At 70.3% G+C, this 13,800-nt stretch carries 10 protein-coding genes; 8 read left to right on the forward strand and 2 right to left on the reverse strand.

Features of this window, described 5'->3' with window-relative positions; translation table 11 throughout:
* Positions 1 to 2: 2 nt before the first annotated feature.
* A complete protein-coding gene (locus tag PGH47_RS03845) occupies positions 3 to 2,849 on the reverse strand; it encodes a carbohydrate-binding protein (protein ID WP_271662221.1) in 2,847 nt (948 codons plus the stop codon).
* 459 nt (positions 2,850 to 3,308) lie between these two features.
* Here PGH47_RS03845 and PGH47_RS03850 point away from each other — a divergent pair, with 459 nt between their 5' ends.
* The 4 genes from PGH47_RS03850 to gdhA all read left to right on the forward strand — a co-directional run bounded on the left by PGH47_RS03850 (position 3,309) and on the right by gdhA (position 6,917).
* Complete coding sequence (locus tag PGH47_RS03850) at positions 3,309 to 3,695, forward strand: RNHCP domain-containing protein (protein WP_271662222.1); 387 nt, start codon at positions 3,309 to 3,311, stop codon at positions 3,693 to 3,695.
* Positions 3,696 to 3,723: 28 nt separating this feature from the next.
* Positions 3,724 to 4,152 (forward strand): RNHCP domain-containing protein, encoded by a 429-nt coding sequence (locus PGH47_RS03855; RefSeq protein ID WP_271662223.1) that lies wholly within the window; start codon positions 3,724 to 3,726, stop codon positions 4,150 to 4,152.
* A 132-nt stretch (positions 4,153 to 4,284) separates the two neighbouring features.
* Positions 4,285 to 5,493 carry an FAD-dependent monooxygenase gene (locus tag PGH47_RS03860; RefSeq protein ID WP_271662224.1) on the forward strand — a complete coding sequence of 403 codons (1,209 nt, stop codon included), beginning with the start codon at positions 4,285 to 4,287 and terminating at the stop codon, positions 5,491 to 5,493.
* 59 nt (positions 5,494 to 5,552) lie between these two features.
* Positions 5,553 to 6,917 carry an NADP-specific glutamate dehydrogenase gene (gene gdhA, locus PGH47_RS03865; RefSeq protein WP_271662225.1) on the forward strand — a complete coding sequence of 455 codons (1,365 nt, stop codon included), beginning with the start codon at positions 5,553 to 5,555 and terminating at the stop codon, positions 6,915 to 6,917.
* A gap of 89 nt (positions 6,918 to 7,006) precedes the next feature.
* Here gdhA and PGH47_RS03870 read toward each other — a convergent pair whose 3' ends face one another.
* Positions 7,007 to 7,750, reverse strand: a complete 744-nt coding sequence (locus tag PGH47_RS03870; RefSeq protein WP_271662226.1) for a DUF1775 domain-containing protein — start codon at positions 7,748 to 7,750, stop codon at positions 7,007 to 7,009.
* 288 nt (positions 7,751 to 8,038) lie between these two features.
* On the opposite strand from PGH47_RS03870, the gene PGH47_RS03875 reads away from it, so the two are divergent.
* The 4 genes from PGH47_RS03875 to PGH47_RS03890 are packed head-to-tail and all read left to right on the forward strand — an operon-like array spanning position 8,039 to position 13,766.
* Positions 8,039 to 9,328, forward strand: coding sequence for an ABC transporter substrate-binding protein (locus PGH47_RS03875; RefSeq protein ID WP_271662227.1), 1,290 nt, complete (start codon positions 8,039 to 8,041; stop codon positions 9,326 to 9,328).
* Positions 9,329 to 9,334: 6 nt separating this feature from the next.
* Positions 9,335 to 10,309: a carbohydrate ABC transporter permease gene (locus PGH47_RS03880; RefSeq protein ID WP_271662228.1), complete on the forward strand. Its 975-nt coding sequence runs from the start codon at positions 9,335 to 9,337 to the stop codon at positions 10,307 to 10,309.
* Positions 10,309 to 11,211 (forward strand): carbohydrate ABC transporter permease, encoded by a 903-nt coding sequence (locus PGH47_RS03885; RefSeq protein WP_271662229.1) that lies wholly within the window; start codon positions 10,309 to 10,311, stop codon positions 11,209 to 11,211. The genes PGH47_RS03880 and PGH47_RS03885 overlap by 1 nt, the downstream gene beginning before the upstream one ends.
* A complete protein-coding gene (locus PGH47_RS03890; protein WP_271662230.1) occupies positions 11,208 to 13,766 on the forward strand; it encodes a beta-galactosidase in 2,559 nt (852 codons plus the stop codon). The genes PGH47_RS03885 and PGH47_RS03890 overlap by 4 nt, the downstream gene beginning before the upstream one ends.
* The last annotated feature ends 34 nt before the right edge of the window (positions 13,767 to 13,800 follow it).

The raw sequence follows: 13,800 nt of genomic DNA on the forward strand, positions 1-13,800 counted from the left end.
GGTCATCGCCCCTTTCGTGTCGAGGAGGCGAGCGTGAAGGTGTCGACGTCGAAGAGGCTGCCGGTGCCTCCGGTGAAGGTGAGGAACAGCGGGCCCGTTCCGGCGCCGTTGAGCGTGGTGGTGACGGTGGTGAAGGTGTCCCAGCCGCCGGTCACCGGCACGGTCACCGAACCGAGCAGTGGCCCGGTCTGCGAGCCGGAGCGGAACTGGAGCGTGCCGCCGGCGCCCGCGGAGGAGACCCGCGCGGAGGCGGAGGTCGCACCCGCGGTGGAGACGGAGGCGTAGCCCGCCCAGTCGCCGTTGTCGATGTAGCCCAGCGTCAGCCCGCCGCTCGCGGAGCCGTGCGCCGCGGACTGGACGCCCGCGGCGGAGCTGTACGACTCCGCCTCCCACGGCGTGGTCGTGGTGGAGCCGGAGCCGAGGGTGAAGGCGTCGACGTCGAAGAGGTTGCCCTGCCCGGTCGGGCCGCGGAACACCAGGAACAGCTCGGTGGTACCGGCGGGCGCGCCGGATAGGTTGGCGGTGACGTCGGTGAAGGTGTCCCAGCCGCCGGTCACCGGCACGGTCGCGGTGCCGAGCAGCGTGCCCGTCGCGGAACCTGCCCGCACCTGGAGGGTGCCGCCCGCTCCGCCTGAGGCCACCCGGGCGGTGAGCTTCGTGGCGCCCGCGAGGACGTACGGCTTGAACGAGATCCAGTCGCCGTCGTCGGTGAAGCCGACCGTCCTGCCGCCCTCGGCGGTGGCGTGGTCGGCGATCTGGATGCCGGACTGGGCGCCGAAGTGCTCGCCCTGCCGGTGGCGGGGTTGCAGGGTGCGCACGGAGTGCGTGGTCAGGCCGCCGGCGTCGGTGTACTCGGCGTCGAAGACTCCGTAGAGGTTGGCGGCGCTGTCGTGTTCGCCGTCGGCGGGCACGGTGAGGTTGCCCTCGCAGCCGTTGCCGGAGGTGATGGCGTGGGTGTGGCTGTCATGGCCGAGGAGATAGGTGACCTTGACCTTGGAGCAGTCGACGGTGCCGTCCTCGGGATCACTGACCTGCACCTTGAACGGCACGGTGTCGCCGAAGGCGAACGGCTGTCCGTCCTGCGGCTGTTGGAGGGTCACCGTCGGCGCGGTGTTGCCCGCGGTGACCACCAGGCTCGCGGTGCCGGTCAGCCCCTGCGGGTCGCGGACCGTGAGGGTGGGGCGATAGGTGCCGGCGGTGGTGTACGTGTGGCTGGGGTTGGCCTGGGTGGAGGTGGTGCCGTCGCCGAAGTTCCAGGAGTACGTCAGTGCCCCGCCCTCGGGATCGGAGCTGCCCTGGGAGGAGAACCGCACGGCGAGCGGCAGCGCTCCGGAGGTGCGGTCGGCGGACGCCTGGGCGACGGGGTTGCGGTTGCTGCCCGCGATGTACTCGATGCGGTACAGGGCCTGGTTGTTGCTGCCGGTGCCGTAGTCCAGGACGTACAGCGCCCCGTCGGGGCCGAAGTCGGTGTCCATCACCTGGGTGCCGCTCCAGGGGACGTCCTCGATCGTGCCGTACGAGCCGTCGCTCCTGACCTCGACGGCCTTGATCCAGCGGCGTCCGTACTCGGCGGCGAAGTAGCGGCCGTCGAGGGACTGCGGGAACTTCACCGTGGACGTCGAGTTCGCGTCGTACCGGTAGACCTCGCCGCCCATCGGCGACTCGGAGCCGCCGCCGAACTCGGGCGGCGAGCCGTCCAGGCCGTACTTGATCCAGCTCGGCTTCGCGGGTGGCAGCTTGGCCTGCCCGGTGTTTCGGAAGGAGTTGTTCGCGGGGCCGCCGGCGCAGTCGTACTTCGCTGCGGAGGGGCCGCTGGGGAAGGTGTACTCGTTGTACGTCTCGCCGGTGGTGTTGGTGCCGGTGCAGTACGGCCAGCCGTAGTTGCCGGGCGCGGTGATGCGGTCGAACTCGACCTGGCCGCCCGGTCCGCGGTTCGCGTCGGTGCCGCCCGCGTCGGGGCCGTAGTCGCCGAGGTAGACCGTGCCGGTGGGACGGTCGACGGACATCCGGAACGGGTTGCGGAAGCCCATCGCGTAGATCTCGGGCCGGGTGCCCGCGGTGCCCGGTGCGAAGAGGTTGCCCGAGGGGACGGTGTAGCCGCCGGCCGCGGTCGGCTTGATCCGCAGCACCTTGCCGCGCAGGTCGTTGGTGTTGCCGGAACTGCGCTGGGCGTCGAACTGCGGGTTGCGGTCGGTGCGTTCGTCGATCGGCGCGTAGCCGGAGGAGTCGAACGGGTTGGTGTCGTCGCCGGTGGTCAGATACAGGTTCCCGGCCGCGTCGAAGTCCATGTCGCCGCCGACGTGGCAGCACTGGCCGCGGTCGTTGGGCACCTCCAGGACGACCTTCTCGCTCGCCGGGTCCAGGGTGCCGTCGCCGCGCAGCGTGAACCTGGACAGGTTGAGGTGTCCCTTCCAGCGTTCGAAGTCGGCAGCGGTGCCGGTGACGGGTGCGTCGCCGGCCGGGGTGTTCAGCTTCGGCGAGTAGTAGACGTAGACGTACCGGTTGGCGGTGAAGGAGGGGTCGACGGCGATGCCCTGGAGGCCCTCCTCGTCATGGGTGTAGACGTCCAGCTTGGCGGCCTGTTTGGTGTTGCCGGCGGCGTCGGTGAGGCGGATCGTGCCGTCGCGGGCGGTGTGCAGGACCGAGCGGTCGGGCAGTACGGCCAGGGACATCGGTTCGCCCAACTCGGCCGCGCCGGTGGCGAGTTGGACCTGTTGGTAGTCGGCGGGCGGAAGGGCGGCCGGAGCCGCGGAGGCCGGGGCGGCCGAGGGGCCCGCCGTGACGGCGGCGGACAGGAGGAGCGCAAGCGCGGTGAGCGTTCTCAGCCCCGCGCGAGGGCGCCGAAGCATGGGGGGTTGTCCTTCCTGACGATGCGGGTGTCAGGCAAGGCGCGCGCCGGCCGCGCTTGCCGGGGTGTGTCCGTGCGGGGCACGGCGAAGGAGCCGCCGAACCCTGTGACATGCGATGCGCAGTGCGGATAAATTACGCCTTGAACAAAGGGAATTGCAGGCATCCGCAGATGTCTTGCATGCTGCGGGGTGCCGCCAAATTTGTCAAGGGCCTGTCAAAATTGCCCGATGGGGCTCCGTGTAAACCAGTGGACGCCGCCCCGCCCCTGCGTGCAGGCTTGAGCGAGCCCACTTCACTCGCTTTGCCCCGACTCCCCATGGAAAAGGTGTTTATGACCCGGCCCGCGCCGAGCGCGCCTCGCCGCACCGCGTAAGCCGTCCCTGACCGATTCAGGGCGTCCCGAGGCCGCTCGGCCTGCTCTTGCTGTCCTCGCACATCTCTCAGCAAGGAGCACCCGGGTGTCCAGCGACAACCTCGCTCACCAGCACAACCCCCTCAACAACGTCCTCGGCACCGGCACCTTCACCTGCGTGTGGTGCGGGCTGACCGTGTCGGCCCTGGCCCCTGACGGCAGCCGGCGCAACCACTGCCCGTCCTGCCTGCACTCGCGGCACGTCATCGACCAGGTCGACGGCGGCCGGTCCGAGTGCGACGCGCGGATGAACCCGATCGCCATCGCGGTGCTGCGCACCGGTGACTGGATGCTCGTCCACCGCTGCGTCCGCTGCGGCGAGCTCACCTCCAATCCGGTGTGCACGGACGACAACCAGCTCGTCCTGATGCGCATGGCTGTACGCCCGCTGGCGCAGCCTCCCTTTCCTCTCGAAGCGTTCGGATCCCTCTGAACGCCCGCCACGGAAAGGAGAACCAGCCATGCCACGCCGCACCCGGACGGGCGACCGCAAACCGCGGCACCGTCCACAGCGCGCCAAGGACGTCCTGCACGGCAACGGCGGCCACCGGGCCAATGACTTCCGGTGCGTGGGCTGCCGACTCGACGTGTCCCTCGTCGCGCCCGGCACCGCGCACCGCAACCATTGCCCGAACTGCCTGGTCAGCCTGCACGTCGACCGACGCGTCCCCGGCGATCGCGCCGCGGACTGCCATGGCCGTATGGAGGCACTGAGCCTCACCGTGCGGCCGGACGGCGAATGGATGCTCATCCACCAGTGCCGGACCTGCGCCGGACTCAGCGCCAACCGCATCGCCGGCGACGACAACGCGCTCGCCCTGATGCGTCTGGCCCTCAGACCGCTGCGGGACGGCAGGGCCGCCGGCCGGGCACTGCTCACGGTCCTGTGACGCCTCGCCGTTGAAATCCGTCACGAGGGGCCCGGTCGGCGTGAACCGTCGGCCGGGCCTCTCCCTCGGAGAGGCGGGGCAGGCTCAAGGTGTGACCAGGACGCTCATTCCCTCGCAGCGCAGGAGTGGCTCATGCCGGAGGTGGCTCACGGACCGCGGATCGTCATCGTCGGGGGCGGCATCGGCGGGCTGACCGCCGCCGCCTTCCTGCACCGCGCGGGACTGTCGGCGACCGTGTACGAGCAGGCACCCGCCCTCACCGAGGTCGGCGCCGGAATCCTCGTGGCCCCCAATGCCGTACGCCTGCTGCGTCGCCTCGGTGTCATGGAACGGCTTCTCCGGCGGGCCGTGCCGCTCAAGTGGGCCTGGGAGTTCCGCCGGTGGGCGGACGGGCGTGTGCTGTCGGTGGAGCGGCTGGACGGGGTGTGCGAGCGGCTCTACGGCGAGCGGACGTACACCGTCCACCGGGCGGACCTGCTCGACGCGGTCAGGTCGGCGGTGCCCGACGGGTGGGTCCGGCTGGGCCGGCGCTGTACCGCCGTCAAGGCCGGGCCCGGCGGTGCGGTGCTGCGGTTCGCCGACGGGAGCGTGGTCGCGGCCGAGGTCGTCATCGGCGCCGACGGTGTGCACTCCGTCGTTCGCGACGCGGTGGCCGAGGCGGCGCCGGCGCGGTACTCCGGCCTCTGCGCGTTCCGCACCGTCGTGCCCGCCCACGCGGCACCCGACTTCGCCCTGCGCCCCGCCCAGACCCTCTGGCTCGGGCCCGGCCGGCACTTCGTGCACTACCCGATCGCCGGCGGTGACGCGGTCAACGTCGTCGCGGTCGCCCCTGCCGGGGACTTCACCGACGAGTCGTGGAGCGCGACGGCCACCGTCGAGGAACTGCGTGCCGAGTTCGTCGGCTGGGACCCCCGGGTGACCGACCTCGTCACCGCGGGCGGCGCCCCCGGACGCTGGGCGCTGCTGGACCGGGAGCCGCTGCCGCGGTGGGGCCTGGGCGGGATCACCCTCCTCGGCGACGCCGCGCATCCGATGTTCCCCTTCTTCGCCCAGGGCGCGGCGCAGTCGATCGAGGACGCCGCCGTACTGGCCCACTGCCTGGCCACGTCCGCCGACGGCCCTGAACAGGCCCTTCGGCGCTACGAAGTCGCACGCGTCGAGCGCACCACCCGGCTCCAGCGGGTCAGTCACGCCCGCGGCGACATCAACCACCTGCCCGACGGGCCCGAGCAGCGCAGCCGTGACGCCGCCCTAGCCGACTCGGACCCGCTGTTGCGCAACGGCTGGATCTACGGCCACGACGCCGAGGACGCGATCAGCGGTGGCCCCGCCGCCCGCTGAGTACCGGCCCCGCGATCTCCCGTACATTCGCGTGCACCGTCGTACAAGGAGGTACGTCCATGACGATCCAGCACACGCCGCCCGCGGACCTGCGCCTGACCGCCGAGGTCTACGCGGCCGTCCAGGCCAGGGACCCCGCACAGTCCGAGTTCCACCAGGCCGCGCGCGAGGTGCTGGAATCGCTGGAGCCGGTGCTCGCCCGTCACCCCGGGTACGCCGGGCACCACATCCTGGAGCGGCTGTGCGAGCCGGAGCGGCAGCTGCTCTTCCGTGTGCCGTGGGTCGACGACGCCGGCAAGGTCAGGGTCAACCGGGGCTTTCGCGTGGAGTTCAACTCCGCGCTCGGGCCGTACAAGGGCGGGCTGCGCTTCCACCCGTCGGTGAACCTCGGCATCGTGAAGTTCCTCGGCTTCGAGCAGATCTTCAAGAACGCACTGACCGGGCTTCCCATCGGCGGCGGCAAGGGCGGCGCCGACTTCGACCCCAAGGGCCGCTCGGACGGCGAGATCATGCGGTTCTGCCAGTCCTTCATGACGGAGCTGCACCGCCACCTCGGCGAGCACACGGACGTCCCGGCCGGTGACATCGGGGTCGGCACCCGCGAGATCGGCTATCTCTTCGGCCAGTACAAGCGCATCACCAACCGCTACGAGTCCGGTGTCCTCACCGGCAAGGGCCTCGGCTGGGGCGGTTCCCACGTACGGACCGAGGCGACCGGATACGGCACCGTCTACTTCGTCTCCGAGATGCTCGCCGAACGCGGCCAGGACCTCGACGGCCGGCGGATCGTCATATCCGGCTCCGGCAACGTCGCCATGTACGCCGCCCAGAAGGCGCACCAGCTCGGCGCGAGGGTCGTCGCGATGTCGGACTCCGGCGGCTATGTGGTCGACGAGGCGGGCATCGACGTGGAGCTGGTCAAGGAGATCAAGGAGGTCCGGCGCGGCCGGATCAAGGAGTACACGCAGACGGTGAGCCGGGCCCGCTACGTCGAGGGCGGTTCCGTCTGGGACGTGCCGTGCTCGGTCGCGCTGCCCTGCGCCACCCAGAACGAACTGGACGAGAGCGCGGCGCGGTCCCTGCTGGCCGCTGGGGTGGTGGCCGTGGCCGAGGGCGCCAACATGCCCACCACACCGCAGGCCGTACGACTGTTCCAGGACGCGGGCATCGCCTTCGGCCCGGGCAAGGCGGCCAACGCCGGCGGTGTCGCCACCTCGGCGCTGGAGATGCGTCAGAACGCCGGCCGCGACTCGTGGACCTTCGAGGACACCGACCGGCGGCTCGCGGCCATCATGGCCGGCATCCACACCACCTGCCGCGCGACCGCCGAGGAGTACGGCGCCCCGGGCAACTACGTCGTCGGCGCCAACATCGCGGGCTTCGTCAGGGTGGCCGACACCATGCTCGACCTGGGGGTCATCTGAGATGACGCCGGGCGTGTCGCGGATCGTCCGTCGGCGACACGCCCGGGCCAGGGACGTCCGTCAGCGACCCAACAGGGCCGAAGGGATCGTCAGGCAGCGCCGCCGCGCCGCTTCCGCAGCCACCAGGCGCCGCCGCCGAGCAGCACCACGGCCGCCGCGATGCCGACAGGCACGGCGACGGACATGCCGTCGTCGTCCTTCGTGTCCTCCGCGACGGGCTTCCCGGAGGAGCCCTGGGCGGCGGGCTCCTCCGAGGCCGCGGTCGACGACGGGGCGGCGGTCGTCGGTTCCTCCGTGGGAGTCGGGCTCACCGACTCGGCGCCGGGCGCGGCCGCCTTCAGCGCCAGCCGGGGCGCGGGGTGACCGTGGCCGTGGCCGTCCCCCTCTGACTCCTCCTCCAGCTCGATCCAGCGGTCGACCTTGCCGTCGCTGTAGGTCTGGAGGGTCTTGAAGACCACCTCCTTGGCGTCCGGCAACTGCCGTACGGTCAGGACGTACTCGACGTCCTCGCCGACGGCCAGCTTCGGCCCGGACACCGTGTAGCCCCGGGCCGTGGGGGTGAACTTCCAGCCCTTGGGGCCCTCTTCGTAGGTGAGGTCCTGCGGGACGATCCCCTCGGGCAGGATCACCTCCAGCTTGCTGATCCCGGCCGTGCCCGACTCCGACTCGGCGGCGAAGGTCAGCTCGACGTTCTGGTCGAGGGCCCGCGCGCCCTCGGCCTCCACCTCCGCATGGGCCGCCGCCGGCCCCGCGGTGGCGACGGCCAGCGCGAGGGCGACCGAGGTGAGCACGCCGGTGCGGCGCAGACTGCGGATCAGAGTGGAGCGGGACACGTACGACTCCCTTGTGCCGACGACGTGATGACTGCGGACGAGCGCGGGCAGAGCCGCCTCTCCACAGAAGTCGGCCGAGGACCCCGGTGAGTTCCCGGACCCGCCCGGAAAATCTTGGGAAGTGCCCGGCACTTGGGGCGTGTGGGGCTGGTGCCAGTTGAAACTCATACGAAACAAGGGCTTGTAGCGAGATTTTACGAGGGTTATTTTAACCGTCACTCGAAGCCGGGCCCGGGCTGCCGAGAGCTGATCCCTGCGCGTTCGCGCACTTCAACGAGGGGTAGTGCCATGCCAGTTGACAGGCTTCAGGTGTCCCGCCGCGGCTTCCTCGGTCTCGGGGTCGCGGCCGGTGTCGTGACCCTCACCGCTTGCGGCTCCTCCAGCAGCGGTTCCGCCGCCGGTCCGCTCGTGATGACGGTGTGGGGCGGTGACACGGACCGCAAGGCGTACCAGGCCCGCATCGACCTGCTGGTGAAGAAGTACCCGGAGCTGAAGGTCAAGCTCCAGCTCATCCCGAGCGACTCGTACCCGCAGAAGGTCCAGACGATGATCGCCGGCGGCAACGGACCGGACATCATGCAGGTCGCCGAGAGCGTCAACACGTACGCCGGCAAGAACCAGTTGCTGCCCCTGGACGACCTGGCCGGGAAGGCGGGGCTCGACGCCGGGCAGCGCTTCGGTTCGGTCGGGTCCATCTACACGTACGAGGACGAGCTGTACGCGATCCCGGACCGCTCCGGCGCGATGATCGTCTACTACAACAAGGAGCTGTTCGAGAAGAAGGGCATCAAGGCGCCCAGCGCCGAGTGGACCTGGGACGACGCGCTCTCCGCCTTCAAGGAGCTGACCGTACCGGGCCGGCAGTGGGGCTACGGCGGTGCCGGCTGGTGGCCGCAGTGGTGGAGCTTCGTGTACCAGAACGGCGGCGCCATCATCGACGCCGACGGCAGGCCCGCGGTGGACAGCGACGAGGCGATCGAGGCCCTGCAATGGGCCGGCGACCTGGTCTTCAAGCACAAGGTCGTGCCCAGCGCGAAGGACTACGCCGACATGGGCGCCGACATCGGCGGCGACCAGGCGTTCGCCAACCAGAAGGTCGCCGTCAACGCCACCGGGTTCTGGGCGATCGCGGGTCTGACGGAGACGAAGTTCGCCTGGGACATCGCACCGCTGTGGCGCGGGAAGAAGCAGGCGGTGTCGGCGTTCGGCAGCGGTCTGGCCGTCTCGCGCAGCTCCAAGCAGGCCGACAACGCGTTCAAGGCGATCGACTTCCTCACCTCGCCCGAGGCGCAGCAGGTGATCATCTCCTCCGGCGAGGACGTACCGGCCAACCTGGAGGTGCAGAAGAGCGACGCGTTCCTCAAGCCCGCGTGGATGAAGACCCAGGTGGACATGGGGGTGTTCGCCAAGTCGAGCGAGTTCGTCTTCCGGGCGCCGTTCATACCCGAGTGGAACGAGATGCAGGCGGCTATCGAGAGCGGGCTCGCCGACTTCTGGCTCGGCAAGGAGCGCAGCGCCAAGAAGGCGCTCACCGCGCTCCAGAAGAACCTGGAGTCCCTCATCAAGTCCGCGGGATGACGGGCGATGGCGACCACGACGGCCCCGACCCCGCCGACCGCACCGGTGGTCGCGGACAAGGCCGCGTCTGAGAAGAAGCCGAAACTCTCCGGGAGGCGGCGCCGTGAGGCGCTGTCCTTCTATCTGTTCGTCTCGCCGTGGGTGATCGGCTTCCTGGTCTTCCTGCTCGGCCCGATGATCGCTTCGATCTACTACTCGCTCACCGACTGGGACTCCTTCACCCCGCCGGAGTGGGTCGGCCTCCAGAACTACGTCACGCTCCTGACCGACGATCCGGTGTTCTGGAAGGCGCTGTGGAACACCTTCTACTACGCCGCGGTCTCGGTCCCGCTCGGTCTGGTGCTCGGCCTGTGGCTGGCGAACCTGCTGAACAAGCAGGTGCGCGCCCGCAAGTTGTTCCGCACGCTGATCTATCTGCCGACGCTGGTTCCGCTGGTCGCCACGGCGATGATCTTCAAGATGGTGCTGGCGCCGTCCGGCCCGGTCAACGACTTCCTCGGACTCTTCGGCGTCTCGGGCCCGGCATGGCTGATCGACGGCCCCTGGGTGAAGCCGGCGCTGATCCTGATGTCGGCGTGGGGAGCGGGCAGTGCGACCGTGCTGCTGCTCGCGGCGATGAAGGGCATCCCGCGTGAGCTGTACGAGGCCGCGGAGGTCGACGGGGCGAACTCGGTGCGGCAGTTCTGGAGCATCACGCTGCCGCATCTGACGCCGATCATCTTCTTCAACCTGATCATGGGGCTGATCAACGCGTTCCAGGTGTTCGCGCAGGTGTACATCCTGACCCCGAAGAGCAACCGCGGAGCGTACGACTCGGCGCAGACGATGGTGCCGCTCCTGTTCGACCAGGCCTTCGGCTTCTACCACATGGGGTACGCGTCGGCGATCTCATGGCTGCTGTTCGCCGTGATCCTGGTGTTCACGGTGATCGCGTTCCGCACCACCCGGCGCTGGGTGTTCTACGAAACCGAGGTGAAGTGATGGCCACCGTGGCGACATCGGTGCGCGGGCGCCGAGAGCGGCGGGAGACCTCTGCCGTACGGGCGTTCCGCGCCACCCCGTTCACCTACGGAACGCTGATCGTCGTGGCGGCGATCCTGTCGACGCCCCTGGTGTTCGTCGGGTCGATCGCACTGTCCAGTGATGCGACGGTGAACGCCAACACGTTCACGATCGTCCCGCGCGAGTTCCACTGGGAGAACTTCTCCCGGGTGTTCGGCACCGAGCTGCCGATGGGCACCTTCCTGATCAACTCGGTGATCATCTCGCTGTTCTCGGTCGCCGGGCAGGTGCTCTCCAGCGGCCTCGTCGGCTACGCCTTCGCCCGGCTGCGGGCCCCGGGCAAGAGCACGATGTTTCTGGTCGTCCTCGCGACGATGATGATCCCGACGCAGATCACGATGATCCCCCAGTTCATCCTGTTCCGGGATCTGGGCTGGGTGAACACCTTCCTGCCGCTGATCGTGCCGAACTTCTCCTCCAACGCCTTCAACATCTTCCTGGTCCGCCAGTTCGTCTCCCGGCTGCCCAGCCAGCTCGACGAGGCCGCGATGGTGGACGGCCTGGGCTTCTTCGGCATCTACCGGCGGATCATGTTCCCGATGCTCAGGCCGGTGCTGATCGCCATCGGCATCTTCACGCTCACCCACACCTGGGGCGACTTCATGGGGCCCCTGATCTATCTGAACGACGAGTCGAAGATGCCGCTGGCCCTGGGCGTGCAGTACATCACCAGTACCTCGCAGGCGATGCAGGCGCCGCCCTGGAACCTGGTCATGGTCGGTTCGATCCTGCTCGCGGTGCCGATGATCGTCGTCTACTACCTCGGCCAGAAGTACCTCTACGAAATGGACATCAGCGGCGGAAGCGCGGGAGTGAAGTGAACCGTACGGAGACCATCGAAGCCGTCCGCGTCGACGGCCGGGGCGTGTGGATCGACGGCAGCCCGCGCACCCTGCTGTGCGCCTCGCTGTTCTACTTCCGGCTGCCCCGGGAGCAGTGGCGCGAGCGGCTGGAACAGGTGCGGGCCTCGGGGTACACCTGCGTCGACGTATATCTGCCGTGGAACTTCCACGAGTCGGCCCCCGGCCACTGGTCCTTCGAGGGCCGACGGGACGTGGCCGCGTTCCTGGACCTGGCGCACGAGACGGGTCTGTACGTCATCGCTCGGCCGGGCCCGTACATCTGCTCCGAGTGGGACGGCGGCGCCCTGCCCGCCTGGCTGGGCCTCGATCCGGAGTTGAGGGTCCGTCAGAACGAGCCCCGGTATCTGGAGCGGGTCACCGGGTGGTTCGACCAGGTGCTGCCGCTGCTGGCCGAGCGGCAGTACCCGGCGAACGGCCCCGTCGTCATGGTGCAGTTGGAGAACGAGCTGGACTTCTTCGACTGCGAGGACCGCGCGGGCTATGTGGGCGCCCTGCGGGACGCCGCACTCGGGCACGGCATCACGGTCCCGTTGATCGCCTGCTCCGGCCAGGGTGACCTCGCGGGCGCCACCGGGGACGTCGACGGTGTGGTGCCGGCCTGCAACTTCTACCCGGACGACGACTCCCCCGACATCGAGGCCGAGGTGCGCCGGTACGCCGGCCTGGTCGCGGAGCGCGGGGTGCCGCTGCTGATCACCGAGACCAACCGGCGCCACCGCACGCTGCGGCGGCTGCTGGCGAGCGGTGCCAAGCTGATCGCGCCGTATCTCCAGTCGTCCGGCTGGAACTTCGGGTACACGCCGTCGACCGGGAACTGGGGACGGCCCGGCAACTTCATGAGCCACGGCTACGACTTCGGCGGTTTCGTCACGTCGACCGGCGCACGGCGGCCGGAGTACGCCGAGGCGCAGGTGCTGGCACGGGTACTCGACACGTGGGGTGCCCAACTCGCCCTGGCCGAACCGGTGTTGCCGGACGATCGACCGGGGTGCGACTTCCCGACCAGCGCGGTGTCCGCCGCGCTCGCCTTCCCCGAGGGCGGCCGGCTGGTGGCCGTACCGCATCTCGGGGCGGACCCGGGCACGGCGATCGTCGGGGACGTGCCGGTCGCGGTGGCGCCGGGATCGTGTCCCTTGATGGCGTTGGACGTACCGCTCGGGGCCTGGGGCATCGACGCGACCCTGACCCTCGCGTCGGCGGATCTCGTCGCGGCGACGGACGGGGTGCTGGTGTTCTCGTCGGACGTCCCGGTCACCGTCGTACTGGACGGCACGCGGGCCGAGGTTCCGGTGTCCGAGCGGGTGACCGTGACAGGCGTGACGGTCGTCGTGCTGCCGTCCGCGGAGGCCGCGCGGCTCCGATCGGTGGATGCCGACGGCACGGTGCGGGTGAGCGACGCCCCGCGCCCGCCCGCCGAGTCCGCGCCGACGGCGGTGCGCGAGGTGCGGCGGCGGTTCGACGCGCCCCCCGAGGAACCGGCCGGTCGGCACACGCTGCCGCCGACCCTGGAGTCGCTCGGGGTGTACCGGGGCCGGGGCGCCTACCGCACCACCACGGACCTGACCGGCGTGGACGAGCTGCTGCTCACCGGAGCGGCGGACATCGTCGACCTGTCGGTCGGGGGCCGGACGCACCCGGCGATCGCGGGGTTCGGCGCGGCCCGGCGCATCGAAGTCGGTGATGTGACGGGCGGCGTCGCCATCGAGGCCGTGGTGGAGATCTGGGGCCACGCCAACTTCGACGACGCCCGGCTGCCAGCGCTGCGGATGGGTGCGCTGCGCGGCCTGGGCACTCTCTGGAAGGTGAGGGGGACGACGGATGTGTCGGCGCTGTGGACCGTGGACGGGCACTGGGCCGGGAACCCCGCGCCCACCCGGGTGCTCGGCGGCTGGAGCAGCACACGCGTCGCGGAGCCGGTCACCTACGGCCGAACGGTCCACTCCCCCACCCCGTCGGCGCTGCACCTGCACGGTGTGATCGAGCCGCTCCGGGTGAGCGTGGACGGCGGCGAACCGGAGGCCGTCCACACCGAGAATCCCTGGGTACTGCTGCCGGCCGGCACCCACCGGGTCGCGGTCACCCTGCCCCACCACCCGAGCGCCCCGGGCCTGCGCGCCGAACTGCTCACGCTGGAGGCCGTGAGGGACTGGTCGTGCGGGGCGCAGAACGACGAGCTGCTCGCAGGGTTCGCCGCGCGGTCCGGGCCCGCGGAGTCGGTACGGCTCCCACTGACGCTGAAGCCGGGCGAGGAGACGTGGCTCGACATCGACCTGCCACCCTCCCCCGAGGGTTACCTGGTCCGGCTGGACGCCACCCAGGTACGGGTCACGGGTTGGGCCGGCGGTGAGTGCGTCGGCCGCGTCTGGACCGGCGACCGGCCCGCCTTCTCCGGCGGGGATCCCGACACGCTCTGGATACCCCCGGGCTGGCCGGGCCTGACCCTGCTCGCACAGGGCGTCGAGGGGCGCGACGCTCCCGGGATCCGGACGTTGTGGCTGGAGGTACCGACCTGAGACAGCCCCTTCCCGATCCTGCGTGGGCTGGACG

It is taken from the genome of Streptomyces sp. HUAS 31 (assembly GCF_028198125.1).
Lineage (GTDB): Bacteria > Actinomycetota > Actinomycetes > Streptomycetales > Streptomycetaceae > Streptomyces > Streptomyces chartreusis.

Coding starts and splice junctions, on each gene's coding strand:
- PGH47_RS03880 (WP_271662228.1), top strand. CDS start 9,335: ATGGCGACCACGACGGCCCCGACCCCGCCGACCGCACCGGTGGTCGCG.
- PGH47_RS03845 (WP_271662221.1), bottom strand. CDS start 2,849: ATGCTTCGGCGCCCTCGCGCGGGGCTGAGAACGCTCACCGCGCTTGCG.
- PGH47_RS03855 (WP_271662223.1), top strand. CDS start 3,724: ATGCCACGCCGCACCCGGACGGGCGACCGCAAACCGCGGCACCGTCCA.
- gdhA (WP_271662225.1), top strand. CDS start 5,553: ATGACGATCCAGCACACGCCGCCCGCGGACCTGCGCCTGACCGCCGAG.
- PGH47_RS03860 (WP_271662224.1), top strand. CDS start 4,285: ATGCCGGAGGTGGCTCACGGACCGCGGATCGTCATCGTCGGGGGCGGC.
- PGH47_RS03885 (WP_271662229.1), top strand. CDS start 10,309: ATGGCCACCGTGGCGACATCGGTGCGCGGGCGCCGAGAGCGGCGGGAG.
- PGH47_RS03875 (WP_271662227.1), top strand. CDS start 8,039: ATGCCAGTTGACAGGCTTCAGGTGTCCCGCCGCGGCTTCCTCGGTCTC.